Below are 19652 nucleotides of genomic sequence, written 5' to 3'. Positions count from 1 at the left end.
CCCGATGAGAATCACGGCCATGGGCAACTGGCGCCCACAACCGGGAACCGCCGTGCGATTCGATCCGACCGAGGCGTGCCGCGCGGCCGCGGCGGCCACTCCCGTCCACACCGCACCGGTGACCTTCCTGGCCCAGAACCACGTCCGCGGTGCTGCGGTGGCCCGGGCCGCGGGCCGTACCCATCGCGGATACCTGGGATCGGGCACGGAGATCGACGGCGACCTCGACACCGCGGCACTCGGGACCGCCCTGACGCTCTTCGTCCGGCGACACGAGGTGCTGCGCACCTGGTTCGAATGCCGCGACGGAGAGGTCACCGCCCATGTCGTCGACCCGTCCGACATCGAGTTCGAGGCACACATCGACGGCGAACTGGCGAGCACCGAGGACATCCACCCCTATCTCGTCGACCGATTCGACCGCGAGACCCCGAGCGACTCCTTCCCCGGCTTCTCCTTCGGAGCCGTCCGCCGCCCGGGCGGCTTCGCCATCTTCCTGGCGTGCGATCACGCGCTCTCCGACGGCGCCTCACAGGCCCTCGCCCTCGACGAGATCGCGCAGATCTACGCCGAACTGATCCGGCCGGACGGGCACGGCCACCCCGAGCCGGACCCCGCGACGCCGGCCGCCGGGAGTTACTTCACCTATGCGGCCGCGGAAGCCGAGGTGACCGCCGAGCATCTGGCCGGGTCGCCCGAGACCAGGGCATGGCAGGACATCTTCCGACGCCACGACCTGCAGATGCCGCGCTTCCCACTGGACCTCGGCTTGAGTCCGGGAGAGACAGCGCAGGTGGCCGGGGTCGAGGTCTCACTGCTCGATCGCGCCGGCATCGTCGCCTTCGACGCCGCCTGCCGGGCGGCGGGGGGTCGGTTCGTCGACGGCATCTACGCCGCCATCGCCGTCGCCGACCGCGAACTGGCCGGCGCGGACGACTACTACGGCATGACGGTGTTCAACACGCGTGCCGCGCTCGACGGGTACGCGACGTCGCAGGGATGGTTCTGCAACTTCGCCCCGGTCGAGTTCTCCCTCGCCGGCGCGTCGACGTTCTCCGAACTCATCCCGGCGGCCCATGCGGCCCGTCGCCGCGCTCGTGACCTGGCCGGCGTCCCGGTCGCCGCCGCACTGGCCGCCATCGCCGCCGCCGGGGCCACCCCGGACGCGATCATCACCGCACCGAACCTGTTGTCGTACATAGACTTCCGCTGGTTCCCCGGCACCTCGCGCGAGGCCTTCCGGCGCGGTGCGCTGTTCACCGGGGAGGGGCGCACGGCCAATGCGTCGGCGTGGATCAATCGCGATCACGACGAGCTCTACCTGGGTAGCCAGATCCCGGGCACGCCCTTCGCCGAGTCGGTGGCCCGGCCCTACTACGAGCGGCTACGCGACATCATGACCGACATCGCCGCGACCGGCGATCGGCGAATCCAGGCACCGGCGGCCGGTTCCGGGCGAGCTGCCCCGGCCACCGACACGGCGCTACGCAGAGGAGCGTGAGTGGGCGTGCACGTCACCACCATCGATCGCTACCACCCACCCGCCGGCGAGCTGTTGACCTGGACCGTGGACGTCTCGGCCGCCCGGCCCGAGATGTCCGACGTACCACCGTCGTTCAACCAGACCGTGCACCTGGCCACGGCCGGTGACTCGAGTACGTGGCTGGCCGCCGCGTTCACCGTCCGCGGGCGCGTGGACCGTGCGGCGCTCGGGTCCGCCTACCGGGCGCTCATCGCCCGGCACGGCACCCTGCGGTCGTCGTTCTCGGCGGGGCCCGCGGGAATCCGGCGACACGCATACGATCCGGACGACCTGGTCCTGCACCTCGGCAGCGTGGTCGACACGACCGCCGACACCGTCCTACGCGACCGGCTTCGCGACACCCTCGATCGCGCGTGTCACCCCTTCGGTTACCCCGCGTTCCTGTTCGCGGCAATCGACCGCGACGACGCGTCGACGATCATCTGCGGATTCGACCACTCCCATGTGGATGCCTACTCGATCTCCATCGTCATCGACGACCTGCACCGGTTGTACGACGGATACCGTTGGCACGGCCAGCTTTTCGATCCCACCGCCCTCGCGATGAGCGGGAGTTTCGTCGACTTCTGCGCCGCGGAGTCACAAGCGCCCCCGGTCGCACTGTCCGACCCGCGGATGCGCCGATGGCTCCGGTTCTTCGACGACCGGGACGGCACACTGCCCACCTTCCCGCTGGATCTCGGGGTCGAACCCGGCGCCACCGCGCCACAGGCCACCGAAGTGCGCGTACTCCTCGGCCGGCGGGAGACGGAGCAGTTCGCCGAGTTGTGCCGGCGCAGCGGCGCGAGCGTGTTCGGCGGGACGCTGGCCGCGATGGCCGACGCCGTGCGCCGCTGCGGCGGCGGACCCGAACTGCCACTTCTGTTCCCGATGCACACGCGACGGGAAGAGAGGTGGCGCAACGCAGTCGGATGGTTCACCACCAATGCCCCGCTGCGGGTCGTGGGCACCGGCGATCTGCTGGAGACGATCCGGCGTACCGGGCCCGAACTCCGCCGCGCGGTCACGCTCGGCGAGGTTCCCGTCCCACAGGTGATCGAGGCGATGGGCGGACTCCGTCGCACCCGCCCGGACATCTTCATGGTGTCCTACGTCGACTACCGGCTGCTCCCCGGCGCCGACCGGCACCGGACCATCGACGCCCACCACATCTCGAACGCGACCACCGCCGACGACGCGCAGTTCTGGATCTCGCGCACCGACGACGGACTCGCGTTGCGTGCCCGGCACCCCGACACGCTGACCGCGCACCGCACCATCCGCCGGTTCACCGACGAGCTGATCCGTACCCTGCGGGCGGGCGTCGAACTGGCGGGGGCCGACGACAACGACATCCAGGAGCTGGACGGAGGCGCGGACACCGCGCACGTGGTCGGTCTCTGACCACCAGGTTTAGGAGGTCGCGAGGGGGATACTCCCCAGTCGTCCCCTGCCGTGGTGCAGAACCCGCCGCGACGATCCAGGTCTCTTCCGGAGGTCGGCTCTCATGACATCTGCGAACGCGCGAACCGCCCGGTCACCCATCCAGATCGCGGCACTGGCGGTCGGTGCGGTGTTCCTTCTCGTCGGCATCCTGGGTTTCATCCCGGGCATCACCACCGGCTACGACACCCTCACCTTCGCCGGCCATCATTCCGAGGCCGCCCTCTTGGGGATCTTCCAGGTGTCGGTTCTGCACAACATCGTCCACCTGCTCTTCGGCGTGGCGGGCATCCTGATGGCGCGGACGGCGTCCTCGTCGTTCCTCTACCTCGTGGCCGGCGGCGCGGTGTACCTGGTGCTCTGGGTGTACGGACTCCTGATCGACCACCACAGCGCCGCCAACTTCGTCCCGGTGAACACCGCCGACAACTGGCTGCACTTCGTACTCGGCGTCGGGATGGTCGGTCTCGGCCTGCTCCTGCGCGGTCGTTCGGTCCCAACCGGCACCCGCCGCACGGGACCGGTCGGCGGTCAGCGGATCTGAACCCGGTCGCCGGCCTCTACTGGATCGTCGCCGCCGCGAGGGCGGGCAGCGCGGCGGTGATGAGGGCGAGCAGTTCGTCTCGGGTGAGCGCTTCGGCGTCGATCGGTTCGGCGGTGAGCCAGCGGATCGTGGTCTCCTCGACGAACGCGATCCAGCCGTGCACGCTCATCTCGACGATCGGCGTCACCTCGACCCCGAACACGGGCGCGTGGTCGAGCACCCGGCCGACCATCACCTCGCGGGTGCGGTCGACGACCTCCCGCATCGCCGCGTCCGAACTCGACGCGCCGCGGATCAGCGCGGTGTAGGCGGTCCGGTTCTCGCTCACGTAGTCGACGAAGGCCGCCATCGACGCGGTCAGGATCGCGATCGGGTCGCCGAGGGACTCGTCCGGCTCGGTGCGGGCGAGCATCCGGTCGGCCTGGGCCTGTGCGATCGCGACGTGGAACTCCTGCTTCGACGCGAAGTAGTGGAACAGCAGGGCGCGCGACACCCCGGCGGCCTCGGCGATCGCGTCGATCGTGATCTCCTCCAGCGGTCGTTCCCTGACCATCGCGAGCCCGTAGTCGATGAGCTGGTCACGACGTGCCTCGGGACTCATGCGCGTGCGTTTGTGCGGCACGCGCCGGTCACCGCCGTCGTCGCCGATCGACTCGTCGCCGGTCGTCTTGCCGTTGGTCACCGACACCGCGCACGTCCTCGTCTACTGGGCACGCCGCCAGCCTACCCTCTATTGAGTGTTGTTCAATAACTATTGACACGTGTTCAGTACCACCTTATGGTGACACCATGACAACGAACGATGTAGAGATCGCCGTCATCGGTGCCGGCTTCTCGGGTCTGGGCGCCGCGGTCCGTCTCAAGCAGAACGGCTTCGACGACTTCGTGCTCCTCGATCGCGGTAGCGACTTCGGCGGGACCTGGCGCGACAACACCTACCCGGGCGCAGCGTGCGACGTGCCCTCGCAGCTCTACTCCTTCTCGTTCGCGAAGAACCCCACCTGGTCGCGGTCCTACTCTCACCAGCCCGAGATCCACGACTACATCAACGGGGTCGCCGACCGGTTCGGAATCGGCGCGAAGGCGCGCTTCGGCACCGAGGTGACGCGGACCGCATGGAACGAGGACGAGGGCCGTTGGATCATCGACACCCTGCAGGACGGCAAGACCGATCAAGTGCGGGCACGAGTCCTGGTCGGCGGTGTCGGCCCGCTCTGCGAGCCCAACCTCCCCGACATCGAGGGCATCGAGTCCTTCGAGGGCAAGATCGTGCACTCCGCGCGCTGGGACAACGACCACGACTTCGGCGGGCAGCGCGTCGCGGTGATCGGGACCGGTGCGTCGGCGATCCAGCTGGTTCCCGAGGTCGCGAAGGTCGCCGGGCGCCTCGACGTGTACCAGCGGACCGCACCGTGGATCGTCCCCCGCACCGAGCGCGCCTACAGCTCCGTCGAGCACTGGGCCTACAAGAACGTCCCCGGGTACCAGTCCGCGGTCCGCGGTGGCATCTACGCCGCCAACGAGGTCGTCGCGTTCGGTCTGACCTACTCCCCCAAGGCCCTCAAGCCGGTCGAGTTGCTCTGCCGCGCCAACATCCTGCGCGGCATCGGTCGCGACGCCGAGCTGCGGCGCAAGGCCACCCCGACCTTCCAGGTGGGCTGCAAGCGCATCCTGCGGTCCAATGACTGGTACCCGGCCCTCGCCCGTCCGAACGTCGATCTCGTGACCGACGGCATCGACCGCATCACCCCGACCGGGATCGTGTCGAAGGACGGCACCGTCCGCGAGGTGGACGTGATCGTCGTCGCCACCGGATTCCACGTCACCGACTCCCCCGTGTTCGAGAAGATCATCGGCAAGGACGGCCGCAGCCTCGCGCAGGTGTGGAACGAGATCGGCATGCAGGGCTACAAGGGCTCGTTCGTCCACGGCTTCCCGAACATGATGCTGATGGTGGGCCCGTCGACCGGGCTGGGCCACACCTCGATGGTGTACATGATCGAGTCGCAGCTCAACTACCTCGTCGACTATCTGAAAACCTCTCGCGCGCTGGGGATCACCCGGACCGAGGTGAAGCTCTCCGCCCAGCAGGAGTTCAACGCCGGAATCCAGCACAAGCTGCGCAACAGCGTGTGGGTGAACGGCGGGTGTGCCTCCTGGTACAAGGACGCCAACGGCAACATCACCACGCTGTGGCCGGGCTTCACCTTCGCGTTCCGGCAGACGACCCGTTCCTTCGACGTCGCCGCCTACGATGTGACCCGCGGTGCCCGGAGACCCGCCGCACCCGCGGTGCCGGCCGCTTCCGCCACCGGCGACGACATCGCGTCGCCCGCCACCGCCAACGCCTGACCGAACCCACCCACAGGAGACAAGACATGAAGGACTTTCGCGGCAAGGTCGTCGTGATCACCGGCGCCGGTTCGGGAATGGGCCGTGACATCGCCGTCAAGCTCGCGCGCCGCGGTGCGCGGCTGGCCATCTCCGACGTCACCCCCGACGGCCTGGCCGTCACCGAGAAGCTGGTGACAGAGGCCGGCGCCGAGGTGCATTCGCAGCTGCTGAACGTCGCCGAGCGCGAAGCGGTACTCACCTACGCCGACACCGTCGCCGAGCACTTCGGCGTGGTCAATGTCGTGTTCAACAACGCCGGCATCGCCCACCACGGTGAGATCGAGCGCACCGAGTTCAAGGACATCGAACGGGTGATGGACGTCGACTACTGGGGAGTCGTCAACGGCACCAAGGCGTTTCTGCCGCACGTGATCGCCTCCGGGGACGGGCACATCGTGAACACGTCGTCGTTGTTCGGCTTGCTGGCCGAACCGGGCCAGGCCGCCTACAACTCCGCCAAGTTCGCGGTGCGCGGATTCACCGAGGCGCTGCGGCAGGAGATGATCATCGCCAAGCACCCGGTGGAGGTGTCGTGCGTGCATCCCGGCGGGATCAAGACCGCGATCGCCCGCAACGCCACCACGTCCGGGGACCATGACCAGAAGGCCACGGCCGAATTCTTCGACCGCTACCTTGCCCGGATGACGAGTGAGGATGCGGCCGAGGTGATCATCGAGGGCGTTCGAAAGAACAAGGCACGCATCCTGGTCGGCACCGACGCCAAGATCCTGGACCTCTCGGTGCGCCTCGTCGCCTCGAAGTACCAGTGGGTGTCGGCGAAGCTCACCGGCTGGGCGCTGTCGAAGGCGCGCTAGGCGCCGGGGTCACACACGGGTCGTGACACCGACACGCGGTCGGGGCGTGTCGGTGTCACGGCGCCGGGAGCGAAGCGAGCGGGCCGAATGAGCACGGCGCCGGGAGCGAAGCGAGCGGGCCGAATGAGCACGGCGCCGGGAGCGAAGCGAGCGGGCCGAATGAGCACGGCGCCGGGAGCGAAGCGAGCGGGCCGAATGAGCACGGCGTTGTCGTGTCTTCCCTACAGCCCGTGTTCGCCCAGCCAGGCCAGCGCGACCTCACGCGGGTCCGCACCGCCGTCGACCTCGGCCGCCATGGTGGCGAGATCGGCGGTCGTGATCTCGCCCGCCACCTTGTTCATGGCCTTCACCTGATCGCGGTTCAGCGCCGCGGAACGGAACACCGGGACCAGCACCTCCGCCCGCGGACCCGTCTCGTCCGCAGGTTCGGCAGCCGCGGCACCGTCCGCGGTGTCGCCGCCACCCGGTGATGTGCGGAGCGCCTGGACCTCCGACGACGCCCCGTCGGCGTCCTCGCCGGCGATCTCGAGGGGGGTCAGCAGTCCGACCGCGCTGCCGTCGGCGGCACGTCGGAGCACCTCCTCTCCGGTGGCGGCGACCTCGACCGGCCCGAAGGCACAACCGGCGTCGGCGAAGGCACGCATCGTCGAGTCATCGGGTTCGGCGACGGCCACGACCGGCAGGCCCGCCGGCAGTCGGCCGCAGTCCTCGAGTCCGGTGGCGCCGACGTCCCCGGCGAGGGCCGTCGACACGAAGATCTGCGGCGCCGCCGATACCGGCGTCTCATCGCCGACCGAAACCCCCTGCGGGAGTGAGCGGTTCAGGTCGTTGTAGACGTCCTCGGCGCCGATCGCGGTAGACGACGGGGACAACAACGTCAGCAGTTCCCCGGTGAAAGCCGGGAAGAGATCGAGCGCAGCGCGGTCCATCTCGTCCAGCAGCGCCGGCGCGTCGCCGCGGAGCTGGTCACCGGACACCACCGATCCGGAATTGCGCAACGCACCCGCGTACACCTCGGCCATCACGCGCATCGCCGGATCCTCCGACGAGCCGATCACCACCCCGCGTGGTGGAGACGACGAGTCGTCGGCGCACCCGGCGATGACCACCGCCAGGACGACGATCAGACCGGCCACCGTGATGAGACGTTTGCGGACACGACGTTCAGTCACCCCGCCACCGTATCCGCAGCACGTCCCACGTCCGAACGAGGCGGGTCCCCGGGTCGGCTCACGCTCCCTCGGCAATGAATCCCATGACGGAGTCGGCGATGAGCTGCACGGCGATCGCGGCGAGGAGCAGGCCCGCGATCTTGGCGAGCAGCGTGATGCCGCCGATGCCGAGGAGGCGGATCAGCGCCGTCGAATAGCGCAGGACCAGCATCACCACCAGGTGAACGCTGACGATGGCTGCCGCGATGGCCAGATAACCACCCGATTCGGCGTCGACGCCGCTCACACCGACGATGACCGCGGCGATGGCACCCGGGCCGGCGAGCAGCGGGGTGCCGAGCGGGACGAGCGCGACGTTGACGTCGTCGGCGGCCGTGGGCTTGCCGGCGTTGCCGAGGCCGGTGAGCAATTGCAGCGCCACGAGCAGCAACAGCAAACCGCCGGCACCCTGCAGCGCCGGGATCCCGATGTGGAGATAGTTCAGGATGGCTTTGCCGGCGACGGCGAACACACTGATCACCAGGAGGCTGACGAGCGGCGCCTGCCAGGCCGCGCGCCGCCGGTACTCCGGCGAGCGTTGACCGACCAGGCTGAGGAACAGCGGGATCTGGCCAGGCGGGTCCATGATGACGAGCAGCGTGATCAACGTCGTCGTGTACACCGTGACGTCGAAGGACACGTTCGGAGAGTGTACGGGGCCCGCCGGGTAGCATCGGCACTCGTGCCCTCGATCCCCCGGCCTGGTCCGCGCGGGTTGTCACCGCGTCGCGAGCGCCGCCCGCTCCCCGAGATCCGCGTCCCCGTGGCGCGGGCGATCGTCGATTGCGCGGTCTACGTCGACGGCCACCGGCAACCGGGACGGGTGAGCTACACCGAGGGTCTCGCCCGGGTGCGGGCCGCCGGCGAGGGCTTCGTCTGGGTCGGACTCCACGCCCCCGACGACGCTCAGATGGCCGACGTCGGCGCCACGTTCGGCCTTCACGAACTCGTCGTCGAAGACGCGGTACACGCGCACCAGCGGCCGAAGCTCGAGGTCTACGACGACACCCAGTTCCTCGTCCTGCGCACCGTGCAGTACATCGAGCACGAGACGATGGCCAAGGCGAGTGAGGTCGTCGAGACCGGCGAGATCATGGTCTTCGCGGGGCCGGACTTCGTGCTGACCGTGCGCCACGGCGAGCACACCGAACTGTCGGAACTGCGCCGTCGCCTGGAGACGCACCCCGAGCGTCTGGCCCTCGGCCCGACCGCGGTGCTGCACGCCGTCGCCGACAAGGTCGTCGACAGCTACCTCGCCGTCACCGACCGGATGGACGCCGATGTCGCGGCGATCGAGGAGGTCGTGTTCGGTCGGCAGGGTCACGCACTCGACATCGATCCCGTCTATCTCCTACGGCGCGAGGTGCTCGAACTCCGTCGTGCGGTGACACCGCTGGCGGCCCCGCTGCAGAGTCTCACGGCAAGCGGTAATCCACTGGTGCCCAAGGAGATCCGACGCCAGTTCCGCGACGTCGCCGACCATCTCACCACCGTCATCGACCGGGTCCTCGAGTACGACGAACTGCTCACCTCCCTCCTGCAGGCCGCGGCGGCGAAGGTCGGCATCCAGCAGTCGACCGACATGCGCAAGATCTCGGCATGGGTCGCGATCGCCGCGGTGCCGACCATGGTCGCCGGGATCTACGGCATGAACTTCGACCACATGCCCGAACTGCACCAGGAGTGGGGTTATCCCGTCGTGCTGGGCTGTCTCGTGGCCCTCTGCGCGACGCTGTTCGTCGTGTTCCGGCGCAGTCACTGGTTGTGACCCGCGGCTGGGATTGCCCACGCACCGGCGTGGGTAACCGGCTTCGATGACCCGCACGGACCACGCCGAGGACACGGCGCGACAACTGATCGACCGCGCCGGCCGCACCTACGCGCAGGACGCCGGCATCACGCTGAAGAACACGCCGTCACCGCTCTTCGAACTGTTGGTGCTCGCCCTGCTCCTCAGTACGCGGATCTCCGCGGACATCGCGGTGGCCGCCGCGCGCGAACTGTTCACCGCCGGTTACCGGACCCCGGAGAAGATGGCCCGCGCCGACTGGCAGAAGCTGGTCGACGCGCTCGGCCGCGGCCACTACGTCCGCTACGACGAGAGCACCGCCACCCGCCTCGGCGAGGCGGCGCAGAAGGTCCTCGACGACTACCACGGCGATCTCCGTCGGCTCGCCGACGACGCCGACTCCGACCCCACCCGGGCGGCAGAACTGCTCCAGGATTTCACCGGCATCGGTCCGGTCGGGGCCGATATCTTCCTGCGTGAGGTGCAGTCGGTGTGGGAGTGGGTCGCGCCGCGTTTCGACAAACGCGCGCTCGCCGCCGCCCGCGACCTCGGACTACCCGAGGACCCGGCACGGCTCGCCGATCTCGCCGACGGCCGGCCCGAGGTGCTGGCAGCGGCGCTGGTGCGTGTCTCGCTCGACAAGCAGTTGCGCGCGGAGATCGCCGGATCCGACAACCGGGCCTAGGCTGGGACGACGGTCACAACCAGCCGGTGATGGTTTGTGCCGTCCCCGATCCGGTTACCCAGGAGAGCCGGCGTCCGCCGCGCACCGCGGTGCCCGACGCCCGTACCCGACAGGAGGACTCCCAGGTGTCAGCTGACCCGATGGTCGACGATCCGACGGCGCACGACACGGCCTTCCGACGCCCCCTGTTGCCGGGTGCGCGCGGACCGCTCTCGGCCCTCGTGATCGATCTCCTCCGCGGTGACCCTGCGTCCGCATCGGTCCTCGACCTGCCGGCCGACGACCCGAGGGTCGTCGACGCCGACCCCTACGGCGACGATCTGCAGCTCGCGCTGTACCTCTGCTACGAGATGCACTACGTCGGGTTCGTCGACGCCGACGCCGGATGGGAATGGAGTCCGGCCCTGCTCACGGTCCGGGCCACCCTCGAGCAGCGATTCCTCGCCGCCCTGCATCGCGACGTACCGGCGATGACCGCCGACGATTCCGCCGAGCACGAGATGGACGAACTGTGCATCGAGAACCCCGACGGTGACGGCGCCTCCTACCGGCTCCGCGACGCCGGGACGTGGGAGCAGTACCGGCAGCTCTTCGCCCTGCGCTCGCTGTACCACCTCAAGGAGGCCGACCCGCACGCCTTCGCCATCCCACGTCTGCGCGGGCACGCCAAGGCCGCCTACGTCGCCGTCGAGTTCGACGAGTTCGGCGGCGGGCGCGGCGACGCCGTGCATCAGGAGCTGTTCGCCGATCTGCTCCGCGCCGCCGATCTCGGCGCCGACTACCTCGGCTACCTCGACACCGTGCCCGGCGTCGCCCTCACGCCGGTCAATCTGATGTCGCTGTTCGGACTACACCGGCGCTACCGGGGCGCGGCGGTCGGGCATCTGGCCGCCACCGAGATCACCTCGCCGCCCGGTTCGCAGCGCCTGCTGGCCGGTTTGGAGCAGCTCGACGCACCGGAGGCGTGCCGGCGGTTCTATCGCGAACACGTCGAGGCCGATGCCGTGCACGAGCAGATCCTGCGTACCGATGTCGTCGGCGATCTCATCCGCACCGAGCCGGACACCGAAGCCGATGTGATCTTCGGGATCCGCGCCTTCCTGTTCGTCGAGGACGCCCTCGACCGGCATGTGCTGTCCGCGTGGGACGACGGAAAGAGCGCCTTCCCGGGTATCTGATCCGGGCAAGGCGCTCGTTCGGGCGGCGCTCGTGAGCCGTCAGGTCGCGCGGCGGCGCTTCTTGCGATGGCTGGTGTCGCACAGGGGGTAGTTCTTGCTCCGACCGCACGCACACACCGCGACCATGAACCGGTCGGACTGCACCCGGGCGCCGTCGGGGAGTTCGATGTCGACGGGACCGGACACCAGGACGGGTCCGCCTCGGATCACCCGCACCGCATTGGGTTTCTTGTCCCCGCTCACCGCGACGCTCCGGCCGGGGCGGGACCACCCGGGGCGACGGCGACAATCGCGACGAGACGCTCGATGCGACGATTCCGTTCGAGCATGCCGCACTCTTCCATCCAGCCCGCGCGTGCGGTGAGGACCGGACCGAACGGGATGACCCGCTCGGCCACCACCTCTGCGGTCAGTCCCCCGGCGCGCAGGGCGCGCAGCGAGGCTTCCTCGTCCGCGAATTCCGAGTGGACCAACACGAAAGCGCCGCCGGGTACCAGCAATTCGGGAACGCGTGCGCACAGCGGGTCGAGGACGGCCCGGCCGTCGAGTCCGGCGTCCCAGGCGTGCGACGGGCCGGCCGGATGCAGTTCCGACTCGGACTCCGGCGGGGTCGGAACATACGGGGGGTTGCAGGTGACGACGTCGTAGCGACCCTGATGGCGCCGGAGATCACCGTGCGCCACCTCGATCCGGACGCCGGCGTCGGCTGCCGCGCGCCGGGCATAGGCGACCGCGTCCGCCGATGCGTCCACCGCGGTCACGTGCGACGCGGCCGCCCGGGCGGCCGCTATCGCGATGGCCCCGCTGCCGGTGCAGAGATCGAGCACGCGGGCCCCCGAGACGCCGCGGGAACGAAGGGTGTCGATCAGCAACTGGGTGTCCTGCTGTGGCAGGTAGACATCGAGCTCGGGTCGCGCTGCGGTCGCTGTGGGAAGCGACGATGAGGTGATGGTCACGCCGGGCACCGCCCGTCCGTCGTGCCGATGGTCCCTGCTCCCCGTGACTCCATGCACCCTCACTTCTCAGACGGACCGTACTCAGTTGGTCAGATGTTCCCTCTGTCATACGTTCCGAAACCTCGACGCGGATGAGTCCGCCGGGAATCCGGCGGCTGGTCAGGCCGGGGTTGCCGAGGCCCGATCCGGCCGCCGCACATCGATACCCGCCTCACGCCAGGCCTCGCGGAGTGCGTCGGCACCCTTCAGTCGGACCCACGCGGCCTCGTTGGCGGTGATCGGCACCGCCCGGAGCATGCTGACCGGGTCCATGGGCGTGGGCAGCTCGACCATCCCGAGTTCGTCCGCCTCGAGCAGGACCGCGGTGAACGGCGAACCGTCCCACAGGGGTTCGCCGAGGTCGACCAGCGCATCGGCGGCGATGACGAGGCCCTCGACCGCCGGCGCGGCCGCGAGGGTCGCCATGCGCTTGTGCAGACCCGGCAGCGGCGTTCCCGACGACACGCGCACGACGAGTTCGGCACGGGGTCCGCGGACCGGATCGGCGTGCAGGTCGGTGGGATCGGACATCGGGTGCCGCGCGCACCCCGACGTCACGTAGACCACCTCGTCCCGATCGCCGGCTTCGTCGGGCACGAACCGCAGGACGTCGATCGGTTCGACACCGAGGAACGTCACCGACGCACGTTGTGGGGTCGCCCCCAGCCGGTCTTCGAGAAATCGTCCGACGACCTCAGTCACGGCTTCGCTCACATCCGACAGGCTACCGACTCCGGCGCACGGGCCCGGGGGGCTCCTCTAGCCTGGAGAAATGGTCCGGGTTCTGGCGGTCGCCGACGAGGTGGTGGACTCCCTCACCTTCGGGGTGGGGATCGAGTCCCGGCCCGACCTCATCCTCGGTGCGGGTGACCTCCCGTTCGAGTACCTCGAGATCCTGTCGTCGCTGTGCGACGCGCCGTGCGTGTTCGTGCCCGGCAATCACGACCGGGACCTGCGCGGGTACCGCCGCGGCCGCACCGGCTGGACGCGCGCCGGACTCCCCGTCGAGGACCCCGGACCGTGCGGTGCGGTCAACGCCGACGGCCGGACCGTGACGGTCGCCGGACTCCGTATCAGCGGCCTCGGCGGCAGTCGCCGCTACAACAACGGCACCAACCAGTACACCGACACCCAACAGCGGTTGCGGTCCCTCCGGTTGCGATGCACCGCCGCCCTGTCACCTCCCCGCGGCGCCGACATCCTGCTCACGCACAGCCCGGCCCGCGGCGTCGGCGACCGCGACGATCTGCCCCACCGGGGTTTCGACTGCTTCCACCCGCTGGTCCGGTCGCTGCAACCGGCGCTGCTGGTCCATGGCCACGTCCATCCGTACGGCGAACGACCGGCTGACCTGCCCATCGGCTCCTCGACGACGTCGATGAACGTCGTCGGCTATTGCCAGTTCGACTTCGATCCCGCCACCCGGGAGGTCGAGATCGTGAGGCGCAGACATGGCGCGTGACACCGGATTTCCCGACGCCGACGCGGAGAACGATTTCGCCCGGATGCGACGCCAGGCCGAACGCGCGCGGCTCGCGCAGTGGTTCATGCGCCAGCCCGCCGACGTGAACACCATCCTCCCGTTCGACGAGGTCGTCGCCGCGCTCGGACGGACCGGGGAGACCTCACTCGGACTGCAGGTCGTCGAGGTGTCCTCGATCGTCGGAAGTGTCGACCGCACCAAGGATTTCGACCGCTATTTCCGGCCCACCTCGTCGCGCGGCCGGGAGCGCTGGCAGCGGCTGGCGGCCGCGCAACGCCGCGGCGAATCCGTCCCTCCGGTACAGCTGTACCGGATCGGATCGATGCACTTCGTCATCGACGGCCATCACCGCGTGTCCATCGCGATCGCGCGGAACTGGGTCACGATCGACGCCTACGTCACCCTGATCCACACGCGCATCTCCCCCGAGGGCATCACCGCGACCTCCGACCTGGTCCTCAAGGACCATCGTCGGATCTTCCTGTCGCGCGTGCCGCTCGAGGGCTCCCAGGCCGAGGCCATCCGACTCAGCTTCCCGTTCGACTACGCCGRACTCGCCGAGAACGTCGAGGCGTGGGGCTTTCGCCTGAGCCAGGAGATCGGCGAGTTCCTCAACCGCACCGAGACCGCCCGGCGCTGGTTCGGTGAGGAGTTCCTGCCGGTCGTGCGGATGGCGCGCCGGGCGGGCATCCGGCCCGACCTCGACAGCGACGCCGAGCTGTACATGTGGGTGGCCTGCGAACGGTATCGGCTTGTGCGCAGGCACATCTGGGACGAACACGTCTTCGACGAACTACTCGACCACTCCCGCAGGCGCCGGCGCTGAGCCGACGCCTGCAGGAACAGGCGGGACACTAGCGGACGCGCRGGGACTGCCCCGAGCTCTGGTCGAACACCGCGATCTTCGACGCGTCGTAGAACAGCTCCGCCGAACCGCCGCGGCTCACCTTCGAGTCCGGGGACAGTCGCGCGATGAACTGGTTGCCGCCGAGATCGGTTCCGGAATCGGCGGACAACTCCGCGAGGGCGTCGCTCGACGCCCGGCTCGACCCGACGCCGAAGTAGGCGTAGATGTCGGACCCCATCGACTCGAGCACGTCGATGTTCGCGGTGAAGGTCCCGCCGTGCCCACGGGTCGTCGAGTCGACGAGCGAAGCGTCTTCGAGGTGCTCGGGCCGGATGCCGATGAGCACATCGCCGCCACTGCCGACGTCGCCGGCGCGGGAGACCACCGCACGGTGGTCGTCGAGCACGATCGTGCCGATCGCGGTCTCGATGCCCTCGCTGCCGAGGCGACCGGATAGGAAGTTCATCGCCGGGGAGCCGATGAAACCGGCCACGAACACGTTGGTCGGATTGTTGTACAGCTCCTGCGGCGTACCGATCTGCTGCACATACCCGTTGCGCAGCACGACGACCCGGTCACCGAGGGTCATCGCCTCGGTCTGGTCGTGGGTCACGTAGACCGTGGTGGTCCCCAGGCGCTGCTGCAGCTGTGAGATCTCCGTACGCATCTGCACGCGCAGCTTCGCATCGAGGTTCGACAGCGGCTCGTCCATCAGGAACGCCTTCGGCGAGCGCACGATCGCCCGGCCCATCGCCACGCGCTGCCGCTGGCCGCCGGAGAGATTGGCCGGCTTGCGGTCGAGGTACTGCCCGAGGTCGAGGATGCGCGCGGCCTCGTCGACCTTCGCGGCCACCTGATCCTTCGGCATCTTCGCGAGAGTCAGTGGGAAGGCGATGTTCTCGCGCACCGACATGTGCGGGTAGAGCGCGTAACTCTGGAACACCATCGCGATGTCGCGGTCCTTGGGTGCGCGCTCGTTGACCCGCTCCCCGCCGATCCGCAGCTCGCCGCCGGAGATGTCCTCGAGTCCGGCGATCATGTTGAGCGTCGTCGACTTCCCGCATCCCGACGGGCCCACCAGGATCACGAACTCGCCGTCGGCGATCTCGATGTCGACCCCGTGTACGGCGGTCGAGCCGTCGGGATACTGCTTGGAGACGTTGTCCAGAACGATGTCTGCCATGGGTTATCCCTTCACGGCGCCGGAGGTCAGGCCGGCCACGATTCGACGTTGGAAGAAGAGCACGAAGATGATGATGGGGATGGTGATGACCACCGCGGCGGCCGAGATCGACCCGGTCGGTTCCTCGAACTGCGAACTGCCGGTGAAGTTCGCGATCGCCACCGGCGCGGTGATCGCCCGTTCGGTCGACGTCAGCGACAGGGCCAGGAGCAGGTCGTTCCAGGCGAAGATGAACACCAGGATCGCCGCCGTCACGACGCCCGGGGCGGCGAGCGGTGCGATGACCTTGCGGAAGGCCTGCCACGGGGTGGCGCCGTCCATCTTGGCGGCCTTCTCCAGCTCCCATGGGATCTCGCGGAAGAATGCGGACAAGGTGTAGATCGCCAGCGGCAGCGCGAAGGTGATGTAGGGCAGGATCAGGCCGGGCCAGGTGTCGAACAACCCGATGGCCCGCTCGATGTTGAACAGCGGTGTCACCAGCGAGATCTGGGGGAACATCGCGATCAGCAGCGCGGCACCGATCAGGAGCTTCTTTCCCGGGAAGTCCAGGCGGGCCACCGCATAGGCCGCCATCGTCCCCAGCAGCACCGCGATCACCGTGGTGATCAGACCCACGCCGATCGAGTTGATCAGCGCCGAGGTGAAGGCGCTGGTCTCGAAGATGCTCTTGTAGTTGTCGAGGGTGAACTCACTCGGCCAGAACTTCCCGTCGGTCACGCTGCTCGCCGGCTTGAAGGACAGGCTGATGATCCACAGCAGCGGGATGAGTGCATACAGGATCACCAGGATGTTGGCGATCGACCACCAGGCCTTGGACTTTCCGCTCGCATTCAACGGCTTACCTCCCCTCGTCGTCGGAACCCGGTGCGGCGGTGCCGAACCCCTTGATGAACACGAACGCGATGATCGCGACACAGATGAAGATCAGGATCGAGATCGCCGAGCCGACGCCGAGATTGAAGGCGCCGAACAGATTGTCGTAACCCAGCATCGACACCGAATAGGTGTTGTTGGACCCGCTGGTGAGGACGTAGATGTTGTCGAACACGCGGAACGCGTCGAGTGTGCGGAACAGCAGCGCCACCAGGATCGCCGGCTTCATCAGCGGAAGGATGATGCGCCACAATCTCGTCCACGCCCCGGCACCGTCGACCTGGGCCGCCTTGAGCAGATCGTCCGGGACGAGCGCGAGGCCGGCCAGCAGGAGCAGGGCCATGAACGGCGTCGTCTTCCAGACCTCGGCGAGGACGATGATCGCCAGCGACGGCCATTGCTCGGTGAGCGGTGCGGAGCCGTCGGGTAGCAGGTTGGCGAGATATCCGGTGCCCGGCGTCCACGCGTAGTACCAGGAGAACGCCGCCGCCACGGTCACGATCCCGTACGGGATCAGGACGACGGTGCGGATGGTGCCCCGCCCGAAGATCGTCCGGTGCATGACGAGCGCGATCGCCATGCCCAGCACGAGTTCGATGAGTACCGAGACGACCGTGATGCCGACCGTGACGGCAAAAGCCGTCCACCAGTAGTTGTCGGTGAGGACGGTGGCGTAGTTGGCGAACCAGACGAACTCGCGTTCCCCCGGCGCCGAGAGGCTCATCTTGTTCAGCGAGAGCCAGACCGCGTACACGATCGGGTATCCGGTGACCAAGAGCATCATCAGTGCGGCCGGCGCCACGAGCCAGAAGGCCAGCCGGCGCTCGGCGGTTTTGCCCTCGCTGCGCTTGCGCGGGGCGGCCGGCGGCGTGTCGGCCCGGGGCCGATCGATCACCGCGGTACCCCCGCCCGTCCCGGTCGCCGGCTTCGACAGCGAGGCGGGCGCGGGATCCGGGGTGGGCCGGTCGGTGTGCGACGACGCCGCGGTCACCTCGTGCCGACCTCCCGGCGGAGCGGTCCACACCTGATCGGACTGCACCGGAGGTGTGTCACCGACGATCGGGATCGGACCGGTTTGCGGTGGCGCATCATCCGGGAGGGCGTGTCGCCCGGCACGGAACCCCACGTCGTCGGGGTTGCCGCCCGCGTTCTCGGCGTCGTTGCGCGGAGTGTCGTTGTCGCTCACGGGACCAGCCCTTCCCCGTCGATGGCCTTCTGGACCGCTTCGGCGAGCTCGTCGACCAGGGCCTCCGGCTCCCAGGCGCCGACCGGGCTCAACTTGGCCTGCAGCAGCGTCGAGATTGCTTGATAGTCGGGCGATTTCGGCCGCAGAGCAGCGTGCTCGGGTTCGAGCTGCCGCTTGATCTCGTCGGCCATCGGGTACGCGAGGCGGAAATCGGCGTCGTCGTAGATGGACTCGATGACCGGCGGCGGACCCGCACTGAACGAGAACGCCTTCTGCGATGCCTCACTGGTGATGCACTCGGCGGCCTGGTAGGCGAGGTCCTGCTGTTGCGAGGTGCTCGCGACGGCGATGTTGATGCCGCCCAGGGTCGTCTTGGTGGGAAGTCCCTCGAAGCCCGGATAGGGCGCGAAGTCGAAGACCCGCCGCATCTCGCGGTTGAGCGGGACCACCTGCGCCGGGGTCGGCGGATTCGCGGTGTCCGCGTACAGGTTCGCGTATTCGGTGAGGTCGAGGAAGGCGACGCTGCCCGCCACGGCGTTCTCGCGCATCCCGGCGAAGACGAACGGCCAGTTCACCTGGTACAGGGCCTCACCGCTCTCCATGCCGAGCCGCGCGGCGCCCTCGTCGGAGTTGGTCAGCGACGGATCGGCACCGGGGGCGGTGGCGACCCGCTTCAGCGTCTCCAGTGCGCGGACCGTCGCGGCGCGGTGTTCGGGGGTGTCGTTGAGGGTGACCTGGTCGGGGTTATCCGGGTCGACGATCTGCCCACCGGCGCTGGCGAGTACCGAGTTGAACCACACCATCAGGCCTTCGTACTGCCTGCCCTGCACCATGATGTAGGTCGGCCCGCCGTTGCGACCGCTGACGAGCGCGTCCTCGAGCATGCCGTTCCACGTCGACGCCGGGCGCCGGCGGTCGACGTCCTCGACGAGCACATCCGGTCGGTACCAGAGCAATTGGGTGTTCGTGGAGAACGGGATGGCGTAGAGCCGTTCCCGCTCGTCGTCGTCGGTCTTCCAGACCGCGGTGTCGAGCGGACCACCCAGGGTGCGTGCCGACACCTCGGCGGCCATGGCGTCGGGGACCGGCACCATCCAACCCGCGTCGGCGAATTCGGCCGTCCACACCACGTCCATGCCCATCAGGTCCAGCCCGCTGTCGTTGCCCGCGAGGCGCCGTGCGAGCTGCAAGCGCTGATCGTCGGCGCCCTTGGGCAACGGGGTGGTCACGACCTTGTACGCACCACCGGAATCGGCCGAGCACTTGTCGCCGATCTCGGCGAAGGTGTCCGCGCCGTCGGCCGGCGGATAGAAATTGAGTACGCCCGCTTCATATCCCGAGCCACATGCGGACAGCACGGGCAGCATGGCCACCGCTGCCACCGCCGCGGCGAGGACCTTTCGTCTCACGCGCCTGGTAGATCCGTCGGTGCTGATGGATCCGTCCGTGCTGACCCTGCTCCGCACGCAGCCTCCTCGATGTCGTACGCGGCGCCGCAGCGGTG

The 19652-nt window shown here is 68.8% G+C and carries 20 protein-coding genes; 10 read left to right on the top strand and 10 right to left on the bottom strand.

Going from position 1 to position 19652, the window contains the following annotated elements; all coding sequences use genetic code 11:
- The first annotated feature begins 4 nt into the window (after positions 1-4).
- From A9310_RS24615 to A9310_RS24605, 3 genes are all read left to right on the top strand, one after another.
- Entirely contained in the window at positions 5-1501 is a 1497-nt protein-coding gene (locus A9310_RS24615; protein WP_065632817.1) for a condensation domain-containing protein, read from the top strand.
- Positions 1502-2926 carry a condensation domain-containing protein gene (locus A9310_RS24610; protein ID WP_254661330.1) on the top strand — a complete coding sequence of 475 codons (1425 nt, stop codon included), beginning with the start codon at positions 1502-1504 and terminating at the stop codon, positions 2924-2926.
- Positions 2927-3029: 103 nt separating this feature from the next.
- Positions 3030-3509, top strand: a complete 480-nt coding sequence (locus A9310_RS24605; RefSeq protein WP_065632816.1) for a DUF4383 domain-containing protein — start codon at positions 3030-3032, stop codon at positions 3507-3509.
- Between the two features lie 16 nt (positions 3510-3525).
- Here the strand turns inward: A9310_RS24605 and A9310_RS24600 are convergent, their stop codons facing one another.
- Positions 3526-4110, bottom strand: coding sequence for a TetR/AcrR family transcriptional regulator (locus A9310_RS24600; RefSeq protein ID WP_226514402.1), 585 nt, complete (start codon positions 4108-4110; stop codon positions 3526-3528).
- 188 nt (positions 4111-4298) lie between these two features.
- On the opposite strand from A9310_RS24600, the gene A9310_RS24595 reads away from it, so the two are divergent.
- Both A9310_RS24595 and A9310_RS24590 read left to right on the top strand, forming a co-directional pair.
- Complete coding sequence (locus A9310_RS24595) at positions 4299-5861, top strand: NAD(P)/FAD-dependent oxidoreductase (RefSeq protein ID WP_065632814.1); 1563 nt, start codon at positions 4299-4301, stop codon at positions 5859-5861.
- A gap of 26 nt (positions 5862-5887) precedes the next feature.
- Positions 5888-6718 (top strand): SDR family oxidoreductase, encoded by an 831-nt coding sequence (locus tag A9310_RS24590; RefSeq protein ID WP_065632813.1) that lies wholly within the window; start codon positions 5888-5890, stop codon positions 6716-6718.
- Between the two features lie 221 nt (positions 6719-6939).
- Here A9310_RS24590 and A9310_RS24585 read toward each other — a convergent pair whose 3' ends face one another.
- On the bottom strand, positions 6940-7890 hold the full coding sequence (locus tag A9310_RS24585; protein ID WP_065632812.1) for a glycine betaine ABC transporter substrate-binding protein: 951 nt from the start codon (positions 7888-7890) through the stop codon (positions 6940-6942).
- 58 nt (positions 7891-7948) lie between these two features.
- Positions 7949-8569, bottom strand: a complete 621-nt coding sequence (locus A9310_RS24580; protein WP_065632811.1) for a MarC family protein — start codon at positions 8567-8569, stop codon at positions 7949-7951.
- A gap of 42 nt (positions 8570-8611) precedes the next feature.
- Here A9310_RS24580 and A9310_RS24575 point away from each other — a divergent pair, with 42 nt between their 5' ends.
- The 3 genes from A9310_RS24575 to A9310_RS24565 all read left to right on the top strand — a co-directional run bounded on the left by A9310_RS24575 (position 8612) and on the right by A9310_RS24565 (position 11581).
- Positions 8612-9697 (top strand): magnesium and cobalt transport protein CorA, encoded by a 1086-nt coding sequence (locus A9310_RS24575; protein ID WP_058252770.1) that lies wholly within the window; start codon positions 8612-8614, stop codon positions 9695-9697.
- A gap of 46 nt (positions 9698-9743) precedes the next feature.
- The gene (locus tag A9310_RS24570; protein WP_065632810.1) at positions 9744-10403 is read left to right on the top strand and encodes an endonuclease; all 660 of its coding nucleotides are present in this window, start codon (positions 9744-9746) and stop codon (positions 10401-10403) included.
- Positions 10404-10543: 140 nt separating this feature from the next.
- Positions 10544-11581: an iron-containing redox enzyme family protein gene (locus A9310_RS24565; protein WP_065632809.1), complete on the top strand. Its 1038-nt coding sequence runs from the start codon at positions 10544-10546 to the stop codon at positions 11579-11581.
- A 39-nt stretch (positions 11582-11620) separates the two neighbouring features.
- Here A9310_RS24565 and A9310_RS24560 read toward each other — a convergent pair whose 3' ends face one another.
- The 3 genes from A9310_RS24560 to A9310_RS24550 all read right to left on the bottom strand — a co-directional run bounded on the left by A9310_RS24560 (position 11621) and on the right by A9310_RS24550 (position 13290).
- Positions 11621-11824 carry a CDGSH iron-sulfur domain-containing protein gene (locus A9310_RS24560; RefSeq protein ID WP_058252716.1) on the bottom strand — a complete coding sequence of 68 codons (204 nt, stop codon included), beginning with the start codon at positions 11822-11824 and terminating at the stop codon, positions 11621-11623.
- On the bottom strand, positions 11821-12537 hold the full coding sequence (locus A9310_RS24555; protein ID WP_065632861.1) for a HemK2/MTQ2 family protein methyltransferase: 717 nt from the start codon (positions 12535-12537) through the stop codon (positions 11821-11823). Before A9310_RS24555 ends, A9310_RS24560 begins: the two co-directional genes overlap by 4 nt.
- 159 nt (positions 12538-12696) lie before the next feature.
- Positions 12697-13290: a suppressor of fused domain protein gene (locus tag A9310_RS24550; protein WP_065632808.1), complete on the bottom strand. Its 594-nt coding sequence runs from the start codon at positions 13288-13290 to the stop codon at positions 12697-12699.
- A 58-nt stretch (positions 13291-13348) separates the two neighbouring features.
- On the opposite strand from A9310_RS24550, the gene A9310_RS24545 reads away from it, so the two are divergent.
- Both A9310_RS24545 and A9310_RS24540 read left to right on the top strand, forming a co-directional pair.
- Complete coding sequence (locus A9310_RS24545) at positions 13349-14038, top strand: metallophosphoesterase (protein ID WP_065632807.1); 690 nt, start codon at positions 13349-13351, stop codon at positions 14036-14038.
- Positions 14028-14885, top strand: coding sequence for a chromosome partitioning protein ParB (locus A9310_RS24540; protein WP_065632806.1), 858 nt, complete (start codon positions 14028-14030; stop codon positions 14883-14885). Before A9310_RS24545 ends, A9310_RS24540 begins: the two co-directional genes overlap by 11 nt.
- 28 nt (positions 14886-14913) lie before the next feature.
- Here the strand turns inward: A9310_RS24540 and A9310_RS24535 are convergent, their stop codons facing one another.
- From A9310_RS24535 to A9310_RS24520, 4 genes are read right to left on the bottom strand one after another with little or no spacing between them, the layout of a single operon-like run.
- The gene (locus tag A9310_RS24535) at positions 14914-16089 is read right to left on the bottom strand and encodes an ABC transporter ATP-binding protein (protein WP_065632805.1); all 1176 of its coding nucleotides are present in this window, start codon (positions 16087-16089) and stop codon (positions 14914-14916) included.
- Positions 16090-16092: 3 nt separating this feature from the next.
- Complete coding sequence (locus tag A9310_RS24530; RefSeq protein ID WP_055475025.1) at positions 16093-16923, bottom strand: carbohydrate ABC transporter permease; 831 nt, start codon at positions 16921-16923, stop codon at positions 16093-16095.
- Positions 16924-16927: 4 nt separating this feature from the next.
- Positions 16928-18148, bottom strand: coding sequence for a sugar ABC transporter permease (locus tag A9310_RS24525; protein ID WP_083207519.1), 1221 nt, complete (start codon positions 18146-18148; stop codon positions 16928-16930).
- Positions 18145-19557 carry an extracellular solute-binding protein gene (locus A9310_RS24520; RefSeq protein WP_175401212.1) on the bottom strand — a complete coding sequence of 471 codons (1413 nt, stop codon included), beginning with the start codon at positions 19555-19557 and terminating at the stop codon, positions 18145-18147. Before A9310_RS24520 ends, A9310_RS24525 begins: the two co-directional genes overlap by 4 nt.
- Between the last annotated feature and the right edge of the window lie 95 nt (positions 19558-19652).

Origin of the sequence: Gordonia sp. UCD-TK1 (assembly GCF_001691435.1) — a bacterium.
Taxonomy (GTDB): domain Bacteria; phylum Actinomycetota; class Actinomycetes; order Mycobacteriales; family Mycobacteriaceae; genus Gordonia; species Gordonia hongkongensis.
This window is presented reverse-complemented; position numbering and strand designations above follow the sequence as displayed.

Bases quoted from the DNA above. Each gene is read 5' to 3' on its own strand.
- A9310_RS24595 (WP_065632814.1), top strand. From the start codon at position 4,299: ATGACAACGAACGATGTAGAGATCGCCGTCATCGGTGCCGGCTTCTCG.
- A9310_RS24590 (WP_065632813.1), top strand. From the start codon at position 5,888: ATGAAGGACTTTCGCGGCAAGGTCGTCGTGATCACCGGCGCCGGTTCG.
- A9310_RS24545 (WP_065632807.1), top strand. From the start codon at position 13,349: ATGGTCCGGGTTCTGGCGGTCGCCGACGAGGTGGTGGACTCCCTCACC.
- A9310_RS24615 (WP_065632817.1), top strand. From the start codon at position 5: ATGAGAATCACGGCCATGGGCAACTGGCGCCCACAACCGGGAACCGCC.
- A9310_RS24570 (WP_065632810.1), top strand. From the start codon at position 9,744: ATGACCCGCACGGACCACGCCGAGGACACGGCGCGACAACTGATCGAC.
- A9310_RS24600 (WP_226514402.1), bottom strand. From the start codon at position 4,110: ATGAGTCCCGAGGCACGTCGTGACCAGCTCATCGACTACGGGCTCGCG.
- A9310_RS24605 (WP_065632816.1), top strand. From the start codon at position 3,030: ATGACATCTGCGAACGCGCGAACCGCCCGGTCACCCATCCAGATCGCG.
- A9310_RS24565 (WP_065632809.1), top strand. From the start codon at position 10,544: ATGGTCGACGATCCGACGGCGCACGACACGGCCTTCCGACGCCCCCTG.